Annotated in this window: 15 protein-coding genes; 7 read left to right on the top strand and 8 right to left on the bottom strand. The window is 55.1% G+C overall.

Going from position 1 to position 15,235, the window contains the following annotated elements:
- The first annotated feature begins 163 nt into the window (after nucleotides 1-163).
- Together nrdD and nrdG are read left to right on the top strand one after the other, a co-directional pair.
- Nucleotides 164-2,302 carry an anaerobic ribonucleoside-triphosphate reductase gene (nrdD, locus tag AC3Y5R_RS16435; RefSeq protein WP_489922212.1) on the top strand — a complete coding sequence of 713 codons (2,139 nt, stop codon included), beginning with the start codon at nucleotides 164-166 and terminating at the stop codon, nucleotides 2,300-2,302.
- A complete protein-coding gene (gene nrdG, locus AC3Y5R_RS16430; protein WP_489922211.1) occupies nucleotides 2,299-2,763 on the top strand; it encodes an anaerobic ribonucleoside-triphosphate reductase-activating protein in 465 nt (154 codons plus the stop codon). Before nrdD ends, nrdG begins: the two co-directional genes overlap by 4 nt.
- Here nrdG and AC3Y5R_RS16425 read toward each other — a convergent pair.
- Nucleotides 2,755-3,795, bottom strand: coding sequence for a permease (locus tag AC3Y5R_RS16425; RefSeq protein ID WP_489922210.1), 1,041 nt, complete (start codon nucleotides 3,793-3,795; stop codon nucleotides 2,755-2,757). The two genes, nrdG and AC3Y5R_RS16425, sit on opposite strands and share 9 nt — an antisense overlap.
- A gap of 253 nt (nucleotides 3,796-4,048) precedes the next feature.
- Here AC3Y5R_RS16425 and AC3Y5R_RS16420 point away from each other — a divergent pair, with 253 nt between their 5' ends.
- Nucleotides 4,049-4,570, top strand: a complete 522-nt coding sequence (locus AC3Y5R_RS16420) for a type 1 glutamine amidotransferase domain-containing protein (protein WP_489922209.1) — start codon at nucleotides 4,049-4,051, stop codon at nucleotides 4,568-4,570.
- A gap of 51 nt (nucleotides 4,571-4,621) precedes the next feature.
- On the opposite strand, the gene AC3Y5R_RS16415 is transcribed toward AC3Y5R_RS16420, so the two are convergent.
- Nucleotides 4,622-5,053, bottom strand: coding sequence for a YhbP family protein (locus AC3Y5R_RS16415; protein ID WP_489922208.1), 432 nt, complete (start codon nucleotides 5,051-5,053; stop codon nucleotides 4,622-4,624).
- Nucleotides 5,054-5,168: 115 nt separating this feature from the next.
- Here AC3Y5R_RS16415 and AC3Y5R_RS16410 point away from each other — a divergent pair, with 115 nt between their 5' ends.
- The gene (locus tag AC3Y5R_RS16410; RefSeq protein ID WP_489922207.1) at nucleotides 5,169-5,474 is read left to right on the top strand and encodes a GIY-YIG nuclease family protein; all 306 of its coding nucleotides are present in this window, start codon (nucleotides 5,169-5,171) and stop codon (nucleotides 5,472-5,474) included.
- Here the strand turns inward: AC3Y5R_RS16410 and AC3Y5R_RS16405 are convergent.
- On the bottom strand, nucleotides 5,461-5,964 hold the full coding sequence (locus AC3Y5R_RS16405; RefSeq protein ID WP_489922206.1) for a GNAT family N-acetyltransferase: 504 nt from the start codon (nucleotides 5,962-5,964) through the stop codon (nucleotides 5,461-5,463). The two genes, AC3Y5R_RS16410 and AC3Y5R_RS16405, sit on opposite strands and share 14 nt — an antisense overlap.
- Nucleotides 5,958-6,482: a ubiquinone anaerobic biosynthesis accessory factor UbiT gene (ubiT, locus tag AC3Y5R_RS16400; RefSeq protein WP_489922205.1), complete on the bottom strand. Its 525-nt coding sequence runs from the start codon at nucleotides 6,480-6,482 to the stop codon at nucleotides 5,958-5,960. Before ubiT ends, AC3Y5R_RS16405 begins: the two co-directional genes overlap by 7 nt.
- Before the next feature lie 206 nt (nucleotides 6,483-6,688).
- On the opposite strand from ubiT, the gene ubiU reads away from it, so the two are divergent.
- The 3 genes from ubiU to AC3Y5R_RS16385 all read left to right on the top strand — a co-directional run bounded on the left by ubiU (nucleotide 6,689) and on the right by AC3Y5R_RS16385 (nucleotide 9,737).
- Nucleotides 6,689-7,684: a ubiquinone anaerobic biosynthesis protein UbiU gene (ubiU, locus tag AC3Y5R_RS16395; protein WP_489922204.1), complete on the top strand. Its 996-nt coding sequence runs from the start codon at nucleotides 6,689-6,691 to the stop codon at nucleotides 7,682-7,684.
- Between the two features lie 8 nt (nucleotides 7,685-7,692).
- Nucleotides 7,693-8,571 carry a U32 family peptidase gene (locus AC3Y5R_RS16390; protein WP_489922203.1) on the top strand — a complete coding sequence of 293 codons (879 nt, stop codon included), beginning with the start codon at nucleotides 7,693-7,695 and terminating at the stop codon, nucleotides 8,569-8,571.
- A 158-nt stretch (nucleotides 8,572-8,729) separates the two neighbouring features.
- Complete coding sequence (locus AC3Y5R_RS16385; RefSeq protein WP_489922202.1) at nucleotides 8,730-9,737, top strand: luciferase-like monooxygenase; 1,008 nt, start codon at nucleotides 8,730-8,732, stop codon at nucleotides 9,735-9,737.
- A 62-nt stretch (nucleotides 9,738-9,799) separates the two neighbouring features.
- Here AC3Y5R_RS16385 and AC3Y5R_RS16380 read toward each other — a convergent pair whose 3' ends face one another.
- From AC3Y5R_RS16380 to pnp, 4 genes are all read right to left on the bottom strand, one after another.
- Nucleotides 9,800-11,698, bottom strand: a complete 1,899-nt coding sequence (locus tag AC3Y5R_RS16380; RefSeq protein ID WP_489922201.1) for a DEAD/DEAH family ATP-dependent RNA helicase — start codon at nucleotides 11,696-11,698, stop codon at nucleotides 9,800-9,802.
- Nucleotides 11,699-11,714: 16 nt separating this feature from the next.
- Nucleotides 11,715-11,771, bottom strand: coding sequence for a protein YrbN (gene yrbN / locus AC3Y5R_RS16375; RefSeq protein WP_173636089.1), 57 nt, complete (start codon nucleotides 11,769-11,771; stop codon nucleotides 11,715-11,717).
- A gap of 104 nt (nucleotides 11,772-11,875) precedes the next feature.
- Nucleotides 11,876-12,760 (bottom strand): lipoprotein NlpI, encoded by an 885-nt coding sequence (gene nlpI, locus AC3Y5R_RS16370; RefSeq protein ID WP_158782093.1) that lies wholly within the window; start codon nucleotides 12,758-12,760, stop codon nucleotides 11,876-11,878.
- A gap of 126 nt (nucleotides 12,761-12,886) precedes the next feature.
- Nucleotides 12,887-15,019, bottom strand: a complete 2,133-nt coding sequence (pnp, locus tag AC3Y5R_RS16365) for a polyribonucleotide nucleotidyltransferase (protein ID WP_489922200.1) — start codon at nucleotides 15,017-15,019, stop codon at nucleotides 12,887-12,889.
- Nucleotides 15,020-15,235 lie beyond the last annotated feature (216 nt).

Below are 15,235 nucleotides of genomic sequence, written 5' to 3'. Positions count from 1 at the left end.
CTGGTAAATTTCCTCCAGGGCTAAGTGTTTAACTTTACGCCACCATTTTTCAATCTTTGTTCCACATCAAGAAACTCGCAGTTATATCAGGCGAAAACACCATATATAGCGTTTACTATGCCTGTCACATTCTACATATAGTTACAGCGGCGGGGGAACGGTGATGGTATCGATGGTAATTAAGCGGGACGGCTGCAGGGTCGCATTCGATGAAGCGCGTATTCTTGATGCGATTAAAGGCGCAGCCCGCGCGGCAGAAATTGAGGACGACAATTACTGCACGCTGGTGACCAGTCAGATTTGCCAGCAGCTGCAAATGCAGGAGCGCGTCGACATCCACGATGTGCAGAAAGCAGTGGAAAACGCCCTGATGGCCGGACGCTATCCTGAACTGGCCCGTACCTATATCGAATACCGCCACGACCGCGACGTGGCCCGTGAGCTGCGTGGCAAGCTGAATAAAGAGATCCGTGGGCTGGTGGAGCAGACCAACCCGGCCCTGCTGAATGAGAACGCCAACAAAGACAGCAAGGTGATCCCAACCCAGCGCGACCTGCTGGCGGGCATTGTCGCCAGGCACTACGCCACCCAGCACATTTTACCGCGCGATGTGGTGAGGGCGCATGAGCGGGGTGAGATCCATTACCACGACCTCGATTACTCGCCGTTCTTCCCGATGTTTAACTGCATGCTGATCGACCTGAAAGGGATGCTGACCCAGGGCTTTAAGATGGGTAACGCGGAGATCGAGCCGCCGAAATCCATCTCGACAGCGACTGCCGTCACCGCACAGATTATCGCTCAGGTCGCCAGCCACATATACGGTGGCACCACCATCAACCGTATCGATGAAGTGCTGGCCCCGTTTGTTGAAGCGAGCCTGGAGAAACACCGTAAAACCGCGCTGAAATGGCAGATTGCCGATGCGGAAGCTTATGCCCACGCCAGTACCGAAAAAGAGTGCTTTGATGCCTTCCAGTCGCTGGAGTATGAAGTCAACACGCTGCATACCGCTAATGGTCAGACGCCGTTCGTCACCTTTGGTTTCGGACTGGGAACCAGCTGGCCTGCCCGCCTGGTGCAGCAATCCATCCTGCGCAACCGCATTGCCGGTCTGGGAAAAAATCATAAAACAGCGGTATTCCCGAAGCTGGTTTTCGCCATCAAAGAAGGGCTGAACCGCTCACCTGCCGACAGCAACTACGACATCAAGCAGCTGGCGTTAGAGTGCGCCAGCAAAAGGATGTATCCCGATATCCTCAATTATGAGCAGGTGGTGAAAGTCACCGGTTCATTCAAGACGCCAATGGGTTGCCGCAGCTTCCTTGGCACGTGGGAGGAAGACGGTAAGCTGGTTCACGAAGGCCGCAACAACATCGGCGTAATCAGCCTTAACCTGCCGCGTATCGCGCTGGATGCCGGGGGAAATGAGGCAGCGTTCTGGAACCTGCTCGACCAGCGTCTGCTGCTGGCGAAGAAGGCGCTGATGACCCGCATCGCCCGCCTGGAAAATATCAAGGCCCGCGTTGCGCCGATCCTCTATATGGAAGGAGCCTGTGGCGTTCGGCTGAAAGCGGACGATAACGTGGCGGAGATCTTTAAGCATGGCCGCGCGTCCATTTCACTGGGTTATATCGGCATTCATGAAACGATCAATGCCCTGACCGGCAGCAAAACACATCTGTATGACGATGAACAGCTGCGCGAAAAAGCGGTGGCAATTGTCGGACGCCTGCGCCAGGCGGTGGATGAGTGGAAAGAGGAGACCGGTTACGGCTTCAGTCTCTACAGCACGCCGAGCGAAAACCTCTGTGACCGCTTCTGCCGGCTGGATGCCGCCGAGTTTGGCGTAATCAACGGCGTCACCGATAAAGGCTACTACACCAACAGCTTCCACCTCGACGTGGAGAAGAAGGTCAACCCGTACGACAAAATCGACTTCGAGGCAGCCTATCCTCCGATCGCCAACGGCGGCTTCATCTGTTACGGCGAATACCCCAACATCCAGCACAACCTGAAAGCGCTTGAAGATGTCTGGGATTACAGCTACAGCCGCGTGCCTTATTACGGCACCAATACGCCGATTGATGAGTGCTACGAGTGCGGCTACACCGGCGAGTTCTCCTGTACCAGCAAAGGCTTCACCTGCCCGAAATGCGGCAATCATGAGCCTTCGCGGGTGTCGGTTACCCGCCGGGTTTGCGGCTATCTGGGCAGTCCGGATGCCCGTCCGTTCAACGCCGGTAAGCAGGAAGAGGTGAAGCGGCGCGTCAAGCATATGGCGACCGGGCTACTGGGATGAATATTCATCAGTATTATCCGGTCGATATCGTTAACGGGCCGGGTACCCGATGTACGCTGTTTGTGGCAGGCTGCGAGCATCAGTGCGTCGGGTGCTATAACAAGAGCACCTGGCGACTGAACTCAGGCTGCCCTTTCACCGTGCAGCAGGAAGAGCAGCTGATCGCCGACCTTAACGATACGCGCATTCCCCGCCGGGGGCTGTCGCTGTCAGGTGGCGATCCGCTGCATCCGGCCAACGTGGCGGATGTTCTGAGGCTGGTTAAGCGTGTGCGCCGTGACTGCGTGGGGAAAGATATCTGGCTGTGGACGGGCTACCTGCTGGGGGAACTGAGCCAGGAGCAGCAGCGCGTGGTGGAGCAGATTAACGTGCTGGTCGACGGCAAGTTCGAGCAGGAATTAAGAGATCCGGCGCTGCTGTGGCGCGGCAGCAGTAACCAGGTTATTCATTATTTACGTTAGCAGCAGTCCTGCAGCACCCACAATCACCCCACTCAGCGTCACCAGCGCACCGGTCAGCCACAGCGAGCGGGCCGGAAGCGCACCGTGCAGCATCAGTAGTGAAGGCACGCTGACCGCGGGCAGCGTCATCAGCAACGCCAGTCCCGGTGCCACGCCCATTCCAGCCATCATCATCGTCTGAACAATGGGGATCTCAGCGGCCGTAGGGATCACAAACAGGCAACCCGCGACGGCCATTGCAATCACCCAGAACAGCGAATTGCTGACCAGGCCATCGGCATGCGGAAACAGCCAGACGCGGGCTGCGCCAAGCAACAGCACGGCCACGATATAAAGCGGAATGGTGTTCCAGAACAGCGTCCAAAGCGCACTAAACCAGCGGCGCAGGAACGGTTTATCCTCTGGCGTTCTGATTGGCAATACGTTTGCCACAGGCTGCTCCGGCGTCAGCTTCTGCACCAGCAGCGCAATCCCCAGCACCATCAGCACGCCAGCCACCAACCGGATGGCAGCAAACTGCCAGCCAAGCACAAAGCCCATAAAAATCAGCGTGGCCGGATTCAGCACCGGGTTCCCCAGCCAGAATGCCAGAGTCGCGCCCACCGTGGCCGAAGACTTTCTCATTCCGGCGGCAACGGGTGCCGCGCAGCAGGTACACATCATGCCCGGCAATGAGAACAGTGCACCAATCAGCGTTCCCTTAAAACGTGGCTGCCCAAGCGTGCGTTGCAGCCATTTTTTTGGGATCAGCACCTGCACCAGCGAACCCAGCACCACGCCAAGTACCGCCGCTTTCCACACCGCCAGGAAATAGATCAGCGCATAGTCCCAGGCCGCCTGCAGAGGATGGCCGCTGGTATCAGCCAGGATTGATTTGCCGATGCTGTGAGTATCGGCTGCGGTGAAAGCCTTCAGGTAATAGGGGTGCCATTTGACGTACCACAGGCCAAAAACCACCACCAGCAGAAACAACAGCGGTTTCCACCAGGCAAATGCAGGGCTGCCAACACGGGATGAAGAGAGTTGTGACATGCTAAAGGCTCCGGATAACTGCGGGCAACGCCCGACCTGAGCATCATATCCACAAAAAAATCGTCACAAATTGATCTGGATTCCGATTCAGCAGTCAGCCATTTTTTAAATACGAAGGCACCAGGTGATCATCATGCGGATGAACGTTAAGCATAATCAGCAAGATACAGTTCATCCCATCAGGAAAACTTGATTTTCCAGGATCACCAACCACACTTAAACCAGTTACACGACATATTAAATGGAGGAAAAGATGAGCAAGAAGATTGCGGTCCTGATTACCGATGAATTTGAAGACTCAGAATTTACTTCTCCTGCTGAAGCTTACCGAAAAGCGGGTCACGAAGTGGTGACTATCGAGAAAAAAGCCGGTATCACCGTCACCGGTAAACAGGGAAAGGCGAAAGTGAAAATCGACAGGGATATCGATGATGTTCATGCGGCCGAGTTTGACGCCCTGCTGCTCCCCGGCGGCCACTCACCAGACAGCCTGCGCGGTGACGATCGCTTTGTGGATTTCACCAAAAACTTCGTCGCACTGGGCAAGCCAGTGTTTGCCATCTGCCATGGCCCGCAGCTGTTAATCAGCGCCAATGCGGTGCGCGGCCGTAAAATGACTGCGGTCAAGCCTATCGCCATTGACCTGAAAAATGCCGGTGCGGACTTTTACGACAAAGAAGTGGTAGTGGATAACGACAGGCTGGTGACCAGCAGAACACCGGAGGATCTGCCCGCCTTTAACCGAGAATCTCTGCGTATTCTTGAAATTGTCTGATGCCCACGGCCAGGTTCGCCTGGCCGCTTCTCTTTATCGCCACTTCTGCGTTTACTCTTCACGCTTCCAGTGCAGCTTTTTGCCAAAGCCCAGCGCATTATCGGTCATCTTCAGCTCATCCAACTGGATCTCCCACAACGGCGCGGACACCTTCAGCGCCACCGGAAAACGCTTCACGTAGGCCTTACGCACCTCAGCTTTCTCCTCTCCTTCCAGCAATCTGACCCTGCCGGAATACTGCACTCCTTTGATCAGCAGCACGGTTTTAGGCTGCCCATTCACGGTGCCGGCGACCTGCGTATGGCTGACAAAATTGATGCCGTGCCGCGTGTCCTGCTCAGTCATAATCCAGAAAGCCGTTTTCGTTGGATCAAAGATGTAGTAGCAGTTGGCGCACCACACCGGATCACCGCCGCATATCGAGAGAACATGCTGCTTTTGCAGATAGCGCGAGATAACCTGAAGTGGCTGAGAATCGGACATGGGAACCTCCCTGGAACAAACTGGTTTAGCCATTTTCCGGCAGTTGGACAAAATGTAAAGGGACGGGCTCTCTGCTGGTACAATTGCAAAGACTTAATCGACGCAGGCAGGATGGATGAACAACAGCGACGCGACGCCCTGGCGTCTTTATATTTTGCGCACTGCCCGTGGCGTGCTTTATACCGGTATTACCAATGATGTGGCACGACGCTTCGCCCAGCATCAGGCTGGAAAAGGGGCCAAAGCCCTGCGCGGCAAGGGTCCGCTGGAGTTATTGTTTCACTGTGAGGCTGGCGATCGCTCCAGCGCATCGAAGCTGGAGTATCAGGTCAAGCAGCTAAAGCGCCATGATAAGATCAGGCTGGTTGCCCACCAGCCCGTCTCGCTCAGCCTGTGGCTCAGCGCACTTAAAAACGGTTAAAAGGCGCTGAATACTCGATGTGGCCTTCAGTGCCGGCAAACGCATCGTCTGCCAGTTTATAGACCTGAAAGGCAGCTTCCGTACCCGGCCAGCGGCAACGAAGCTGATGGCGGGCAGCCGGTTCGAAACCGTAGCGGCCGTAGTAAGCAGGATCGCCCAGCACCACCACAGCAGCATAGCCAAACTCGTTCAGCGTATCCAGGCCTTCATAGATCAGCTGCTTACCCAGCTCTTGCCCGCGAAAGCTCTCATCCACGGCCAGCGGCGCAAGACCAACCCATTGATTATCTTTACCGTTCAGGGTTACAGGACTGAATGCGGCATAGCCCAGCACTTGACCTTCATCATCGGTGGCGACCACGCCCAGCGTCAGCAACCCGTCTTCACGCAGCTGCTGAACCAGTTCTGCCTCTGCTGACGTCTCAAAGCTGCGACGCAGCAAGCCGTCGATGCTGGCGGCATCCACCCCGATTTCCGTCCGAATTAACATGATGCACCTGCGCGATCCCTCGGGGAAGTCGCGTCCTCAGTCAGTCCTGCCTCAACGAGGTCAGCCAGTTGCATAAGTCCGATGCGCAGCGGCGTCGGTATAAATTCAAGCTCAATGGCATCCATCAGATTTTTCACTTCAAGCCCCAGTTCCGTGTCACCTTCGATTACCAGACGACGCTGGAAGAACAGGGTATCGGGATCGAGCCTGCGGGCAGCCACCAGCAGAAGATCGTTAGCATCACCGCGGAACCAGACATCCGCCTCAGCACGATCTTCCACCCGTAATTTTCCCTGCTCAATGGTCGTTGACCAGCGCAGCCCCAGGTCCCGGATCTCAATGCCTAACCAGCGACCCTGCAGAAAGTTTAACTCACCTTCAGCCAAAGCATGATGAAATTGCCAGCTCAGTAGCTGTTGCAGGACATGTTTTTTGACGGCAAAGGGAGCAAACTGCAGTGGGAAACGCAAATATTGCGGGCCTTTACGGACTAACCGGGCACGTAACAGGTTCAACACTATTCTTACTCCTTACGAATAAATTTCGGCTATTTTGCCATATCGATAAATCACATCAGGCGTCTGGATCAACAAAATGTGCAAACCCTGGCGTTTTGTCAGCGAATTCGTTCCCCATCAATACGCCATTAGCTGCCTTAAATCAAAAATTGTCATCGCCAGCCTGTCTACACTCGACCATTCCCTGTTTATCCGGAAATCGTTATATGGAACTGCTTTGTCCTGCAGGCAACCTGCCTGCGCTTAAGGCGGCAATCGAAAATGGTGCAGACGCTGTGTATATCGGTCTGAAAGATGACACCAACGCCCGCCACTTTGCCGGTCTGAATTTTACCGAAAAACGGCTGGAAGAAGCGGCCCGCTACGTTCATCAGCATAGACGTAAACTGCATGTTGCGATCAACACTTTTGCCCACCCGGATGGCTACCAGCGCTGGGAGCGGGCAGTAGATATGGCCGCTGCGGCTGGTGTTGATGCGCTAATCCTGGCCGATATTGCGATGCTGGAATACGCGGCAAACCGCTATCCGCATATCGAGCGCCACGTCTCCGTGCAGGCATCGGCGACCAATGCCGAAGCGGTGAAGTTTTACCAACGTAATTTTGATGTTGCCCGGGTGGTCCTGCCGCGCGTGCTGTCGATCCATCAGGTAAAACAGCTTTCCCGCGCCTCCACCGTGCCGCTGGAAGTCTTTGCTTTCGGCAGTCTGTGTATCATGGCCGAAGGCCGCTGCTACCTCTCCTCTTATCTGACCGGTGAATCCCCCAATACCGTGGGTGCCTGCTCCCCAGCCCGTTTCGTGCGCTGGCAGCAGACCGGAAACGGCCTGGAATCGCGGCTGAACGAGGTGCTGATCGATCGCTATGACGCCAATGAGAACGCGGGTTATCCGACGCTGTGCAAGGGCCGTTATAAAGTGGAAGATCAGCGTTACCACGCGCTGGAAGAACCAACCAGCCTGAATACGCTGGAGCTGCTGCCAGAATTACTGGCGGCAAACATCGCCTCAGTGAAAATTGAAGGCCGCCAGCGCAGCCCGGCCTATGTGGGCCAGGTTGCCCGCATCTGGCGCCAGGCTATTGACCGCTGTATGGCTAATCCTGGCGAGTTTGTTGCCCAACAAAGTTGGATGAACGCGCTGAGCGCACTGAGTGAAGGCACGCAGACCACGCTGGGTGCGTACCACCGTGAATGGCAGTAGGAATGACGATGAAATATTCAGTAGGCCCGGTGCTCTGGTACTGGCCAAAAGAGACCCTGCAGGAATTTTACCAGGCGGCGGCAGGCAGCCACGCTGACATTATCTATCTGGGTGAAGCAGTTTGCAGCAAACGCCGCGCCACTAAAGTCGCAGACTGGATGGCGATGGCGAAAGATCTGGCTGCCGCAGGCAAGCAGGTGGTGCTGAGCACCCTGGCGCTGGTGCAGTCACCTTCCGAGCTGACCGAGCTGAAACGCTATGTCAATAACGGGGAGTTCCTGATTGAAGCCAATGATATGGGGACCATCAATATGGCGGCCGAAGCAGGGCTGCCATTTGTCGCCGGTCATGCGCTGAACTGTTATAACGCCGTCACGCTGAAAATGCTGCTGAAAATGGGCATGGTGCGCTGGTGTATGCCGGTTGAGCTGTCGCGCGACTGGCTCTCCAATATGCTAACCCAGTGTGATGAGCTGAAAATTCGCGGGCAGTTTGAGGTGGAAGTACTGAGTTACGGCTATCTGCCGCTGGCGCTCTCGGCCCGTTGCTTTACCGCAAGGGCAGAGAATCGCGGTAAGGATGACTGCCAGACCTGCTGCATTAACTTTCCGCACGGCAGAAGCCTGCGCTCGCAGGAAGATCAGCAGGTGTTCGTGCTGAACGGTATTCAGACCATGAGCGGCTACTGCTATAACCTGGGTAACGACCTGATCTCCATGCAGGGGCTGGTGGATATCGTTCGCTTCTCGCCGCAGGGTACCGAGACCCTGCCGCTGATTGATGCCTTCCGCGATAATGAAACGGGTAAAGCCCCCCTTCCTCTTATCGCCCATCAGCAGTGCAATGGCTACTGGCGTCAGGTCCCCGGACTGGAGCTGGTCGACTGAAACTGAAGCTGAAGCGGGCTGCGGCCCGCTTTCTGCCTGACCCTGCCGTGATAAATTTAAAATCAAAAAGTGCTGTAAATTGCCAATCTTGTTAACCTGTAATCGCTTAGGCTGTGTAGTTGTACTGGCGCGAATTCCTTCCGAATAAGTGAGCGATTATGTCTGATAAAAAAAACGTCCCTCTGTCGGTCCTCGATCTGGCCCCTATTCCACAGGGTGCCAGCGCGCGTGAGGCTTTCCACGCTTCACTGGCGCTGGCACAGCAATCTGAGAAACTCGGCTTTAACCGCTACTGGCTGGCTGAGCACCATAATATGACCGGGATTGCCAGCGCGGCGACCTCGGTGCTGATCGGCTATCTGGCTGCCAATACCACTACCCTGCGCCTGGGTTCCGGTGGCGTGATGCTGCCAAACCACTCTCCGCTGGTGATTGCCGAGCAGTTCGGCACGCTGGAATCTCTTTACCCGGGGCGTATCGATATGGGTCTGGGTCGCGCACCGGGTTCCGATCAGCGCACGATGATGGCATTACGTCGCCATATGGGCGGACATATCGACAATTTTCCGGCAGATGTGCAGGAGATGATTGACTGGTTTGATGCCGGAGAAGGCTCGCAGCCTGCTGTCCAGCCGGTGCCAGGACTGGGGTTGAAAATTCCTGTCTGGCTACTGGGTTCCAGTCTGTACAGCGCTCAGCTTTCTGCACAGCTCGGCCTGCCGTTTGCCTTTGCCTCGCATTTCGCACCGGATATGTTGTTCCAGGCCCTGCATCTGTACCGTGAGAACTTTAAGCCGTCAGCCAGACTCGAAAAGCCGTATGCAATGGTCTGCGTGAACGTGGTGGCCGCCGACAGCGAGCGGGATGCAAAATTCCTGTTCACCTCAATGCAGCAGCAGTTTGTGAATCTGCGTCGCGGCAAGCCAGGCCCGCTACCGGCTCCGGTGGAAAATATGGATAACTTCTGGTCGCCATCCGAACAGTATGGCGTTCAGCAGGCGCTGAGCATGTCTCTGGTGGGCGATCTGGATAAGGTCCGTCACGGCCTGGCCTCGCTGATCCGTGAAACTCAGGCAGACGAAATTATGGTCAACGGACAGATCTTCGATCAGCAGGCCCGCCAACACTCGTTTGCTCTGGCGATGGAAGCGAATAACTCGCTCTGACGCAAATTGCAGGAATAAAAAAACCAGCCCGAAGGCTGGTTTTTTTATGCATCAGTCAGTGGTTATACATCACGACGACGGGTTGGTGCGGCACCGTCTTCACGACGTGGGCCACGGTTGCCACCGTCACGGCTGAAACCACCGCTACGACGCTCGCCGCCACGGTCATTGCTGAAACGACGCCCGCCTTCAGAACGGCCACCTTCACGACCGCCGCCGAAACCACCGCGACCAGCACCAGGACCACTACGACGTTCGCCGCCACGATCGTTGCTGCGAGGCTGCGCATCACCAATCAACTGCATATTCATCGGCTTGTTCAGAATGCGCGTGCGGGTGAAGTGCTGCAGAATGTCACCCGGCATGCCTTTTGGCAGTTCGATGGTGGAGTGAGTCCCGAAAAGCTTGATGTTACCGATGTAACGGCTGCTGATATCACCTTCATTAGCAATTGCACCGACAATGTGGCGAACTTCAACGCCGTCATCGCGACCCACTTCAATGCGGTAAACTTCCATATCGCCAACGTCACGACGCTCACGACGTGGACGATCGCCATCACGGCTTTCGCGAGGACCACGGTCCGGACGGTCACCACGGCGGTCGTCACGCTCTTTGAACTCGCGGCGTGGACGTGGAGCCGGATCGGCCGGAACGATCAGAGGACGTTCGCCCTGTGCCATTTTCAGCAGAGCTGCAGCCAGCGTTTCCATATCCAGCTCTTCTTCCGGCTGCATTTTGCTCAGCAGTGCGCGGTACTGGTCCAGATCGCTGCTTTCCAGCTGCTGCTGAACTTTAGCCGCGAACTTAGCCAGACGACGCTGACCCAGCAGTTCTGCGTTTGGCAGTTCAACTTCTGGAATCGTCAGCTTCATGGTGCGTTCGATGTTACGCAGCAGGCGACGCTCGCGGTTCTCAACGAACAGCAGTGCGCGACCGGCACGACCAGCACGACCGGTACGGCCGATACGGTGAACGTAAGATTCAGCATCCATAGGAATGTCGAAGTTTACCACCAGGCTGATGCGCTCAACGTCCAGACCACGGGCCGCAACGTCAGTGGCGATCAGAATATCCAGGCGGCCATCTTTCAGGCGCTCCAGAGTCTGCTCACGCAGCGCCTGATTCATGTCACCGTTCAGGGCAGCACTGTTGTAACCGCTGCGCTCCAGCGCTTCAGCCACTTCCAGGGTCGCATTTTTGGTACGAACGAAGATAATCGCCGCATCAAAATCTTCCGCTTCCAGGAAACGAACCAGTGCATCAGTCTTACGACCGTAAGCAGTCCAGTAGCTCTGGCTGATATCAGGACGGGTAGTCAGGCTTGACTGAATACGCACTTCCTGAGGATCTTTCATAAAGCGTTTGGTAATACGACGAATCGCTTCTGGCATAGTGGCAGAGAACAGTGCGGTCTGATGACCGTCCGGGATCTGAGCCATGATGGTTTCAACGTCTTCGATGAAGCCCATACGCAGCATTTCATCAGCTTCGTCCAGCACCAGACCGCGCAGGTTAGAGAGGTCTAACGTGCCGCGTTTCAGGTGGTCAAGCAGGCGACCAGGCGTACCCACAACAACCTGTGGACCCTGACGCAGTGCGCGCAGCTGTACGTCGTAACGCTGGCCGCCGTAAAGGGCCACTACGTTAAGACCGCGCATGTGTTTAGAGAATTCGGTTACGGCTTCGGCAACCTGAACCGCCAACTCACGGGTTGGTGCCAGCACCAGGATCTGTGGTGCTTTCAGGTTGCTATCAATGTTATTCAGCAGGGGCAGCGAGAACGCTGCAGTTTTACCGCTCCCGGTCTGTGCCATACCCAGCACGTCGCGGCCCGCCAGCAGGTGAGGAATACACTCTGCCTGGATCGGAGATGGCTTGACGTAGCCCATGCCGTTCAGTGATTCAAGGATAGCTTCATTCAGACCAAGGTCAGCAAAAGTGGTTTCAGTATTAGTCATGTAGTACACGTGCCTCTTAGATTGCGGCGGCCAGTCTACATAACTCGTCGTGAAAATATTCAGTCATTTTCATCAAAAAGTGTGAACCGGCTCAAATTAGTGGTTTCGACGAACAAAAAAGCCCTCATCCGCGAAGATGATGACATTTCGAAAATTCGGGCAATAAAAGTTCGTCAGCTATTGCTGGTCAGATTCTGATAAATCGTCTTGTGTCTGGCCGAGTAGCGCCAGCTCCAACAATGCATATCGGTGCTCAACAAAGTTGTGTACATTGTTGGCAACCGTCAGCTTGAACAACGCTTCTGCGTTGTCCTTCTCCCCCAGACTTAGGTAGTGCTTACCTAAATAGAAGTTGGTTTCACTGAGATGTTCAGCGAGCGAGGTGTTATCCGTTGCGTCCGCCTTGAGACGGTCCATCAGCTTGCTTTCGCTGATGTTGCCCAGGTAGAACTCGACAATATTCCATCCCCATTGGTCTCTGACCGCTTTATCATAACGCTGTTGAAGCGCTACTTTGGCCTTGTCGGCGTTCATCTCTCGTTCATCGAGATACAGCCACAAGCTACGGAAAGGATCGTTAGGATCGTCTTGATAAAACGCCAGCAGATCATCTTGCGCTAATTTAAACCTTCCGCCGTAGTACAGGGCGATACCGCGATTTAAATGCGCATAATTGTAAGTTGGATCAAGCTCAAGTACAGAATCGAACGCTTCATAGGCAGCATCAAAATTACCTGCCTGCGTCAGATATATGCCTAAGTAATTGAATACTTCAGGCATATCTGGTCTGACAGACAGCGCTTGTGAAAAATCATTTCGCGCCAGTGCTCTCAAACCTAAACTATCATACAACACTCCGCGCTCATATAACAGCTGTGCGCGTTCATCATCGGTCAGGGCCCGACTGGCAAGAATTTGTTCCATGCGCGCCAGGATGACTTCCTGTTGCAACGTCGGCTGCAGCGGAACAGCCAGAACCTCGTTCTTACGCCAATCCGAGTTGCTGCATCCTGCCAGCGTTATAGCTGTCGCAACGAAACACCAGCGCAAAAAAGGCTTCATTTCCCACTCCCGAATACAAACAATAGGATGAAATCCATTCATCCGCCTGCCGTGCACAAGGTGTCGTCCTGCCCTCGCGATGAAACAGCTCTCCATGACAGTGCATGGAGAGCTCAATGGTCTGACTTATTCTGCTTCTGGGTTCGGCGCAGCTGCCACTTCAGGCTCTGCAGCCTGCTCGGTCGCTTCTTTGATGCTCAGACGCACGCGCCCCTGGCGATCAACTTCCAGTACCTTCACAGGCACTTCCTGGCCCATCTGCAGATAGTCGGTCACTTTCTCTACGCGCTTGTCAGCGATTTGAGAAATGTGCACCAGACCTTCTTTACCGCCGCCGATTGCCACGAAGGCACCGAAGTCAACGATGCGGGTCACTTTACCGTTGTAGATACGGCCCACTTCGATTTCTGCAGTGATCTCTTCGATACGACGGATAGCGTATTTCGCTTTATCACCGTCGGTCGCAGCAATTTTCACCGTACCGTCATCTTCAATTTCGATGGTGGTGCCGGTTTCTTCGGTCAGCGCGCGAATAACAGAACCGCCTTTACCGATAACGTCTTTGATTTTGTCCGGGCTGATCTTGATAGTGTGAATGCGCGGAGCAAATTCAGAAATATCACCACGTGGGGTGCTGATAGCCTGTTCCATTACGCCCAGAATGTGCAGACGCGCACCCTTAGCCTGGTTCAGAGCCACCTGCATGATTTCGCGGGTGATACCTTCGATTTTAATGTCCATCTGCAGCGCGGTGATACCTTCACGGCTACCGGCTACTTTGAAGTCCATGTCGCCCAGGTGGTCTTCGTCGCCCAGGATGTCTGAGAGCACCACAAAGTTATCGCCTTCTTTTACCAGACCCATCGCGATACCGGCTACGGCCGCTTTGATCGGTACGCCTGCGTCCATCAGCGCCAGAGAAGCACCGCAGACGGAAGCCATAGAAGAGGAACCATTGGATTCGGTGATTTCAGACACCACACGCACGGTGTATGGGAACGCATCGCCTTTCGGCATGACGGCCAGCACGCCGCGTTTCGCCAGACGGCCGTGACCAATTTCACGACGCTTAGGCGAACCCACCATACCGGTCTCACCGACGGAGTATGGAGGGAAGTTGTAGTGGAACAGGAAGCTGTCGGTACGTTCGCCCATCAGCTCATCCAGATTCTGCGCATCACGGGCTGTACCCAGAGTCGCGGTTACCAGCGCCTGAGTTTCACCACGGGTAAACAGCGCGGAGCCGTGAGTACGTGGCAGAACGCCAGTGCGCACGTCCAGACCACGGATCATGTCTTTTTCGCGACCATCGATACGCGGCTCGCCACGCAGGATGCGGCTACGCACAACATCTTTTTCCAGCGCGTGCAGGATGTCGCTGATCTCGCCTTCGTCCAGGCTTTCATCTTCAGCCAGCAGGGCTGCTTTGGCTTCAGATTTGATCACGTCAACCTGAGCATAACGCTCTTGTTTATCGGTGATGCGGTAAGCGTCGCTCAGACGAGCTTCAGCCAGCGCAGCGATACGTGAATATAGCGCTTCGTTTACAGCTTCAGGCTGCCAGTCCCAACGCGGTTTACCCGCTTCGGCAACCAGAGCATTGATGTTATCGATTACGATCTGCTGCTGGTCGTGGCCAAAGACCACGGCACCCAGCATCTGGTCTTCGCTCAGCAGCTCAGCTTCTGATTCAACCATCAGTACCGCGCCCTGAGTACCGGCAACCACCAGATCCAGTTTGCTCTCTTTCAGCTCATCGGCAGTTGGGTTAAGAACGTACTGATCGTTGAGGTAGCCAACGCGCGCCGCACCTATAGGACCATTGAAAGGCAGACCGGACAGGCTCAGAGCCGCAGAGGCACCGATCATTGCGACGATGTCCGGGTTAACCTGTGGGTTAACGGAAACCACAGTCGCAATGACCTGGACTTCGTTAACAAACCCTTCAGGGAACAGTGGGCGGATTGGACGGTCAATCAGACGTGAGGTCAGGGTCTCGCCTTCACTCGGACGGCCTTCACGACGGAAAAAGCTGCCCGGGATACGACCAGCAGCGTAGGTACGCTCCTGATAGTTAACGGTCAGCGGGAAAAAGTCCTGACCTGGCTTGGATTTTTTCTGGCCTACAACGGTCACGAACACGGCTGTGTCGTCCATGCTAACCATTACGGCTGCCGTTGCCTGGCGAGCCATCATACCGGTCTCAAGGGTAACGGTATGCTGACCATATTGGAATTTGCGTACGATCGGGTTCAGCAAAATTTTGTCCTTAACGTCATGGCAAGGCACTGACCCTGCCGTGGATTTTTAAATCCTCATCTGCATCCTCGCGACTAATGACAACCCTTAATCCCCGTCCGGGACAAAGCCTCTCATTAGCCGCGCGAATCTCTGCAACTGAAGATCACACTCAGCAACAATACAATAGTTTGGCCTGAATTGCTGCCGCTTGCCTGAAAAAAGGGGGCCATAAAG

This window comes from Erwinia sp. 009765445, from assembly GCF_058137865.1.
Note: the sequence above shows the minus strand (reverse complement) of the source record. Positions and strands in the feature narration are given on the sequence as shown.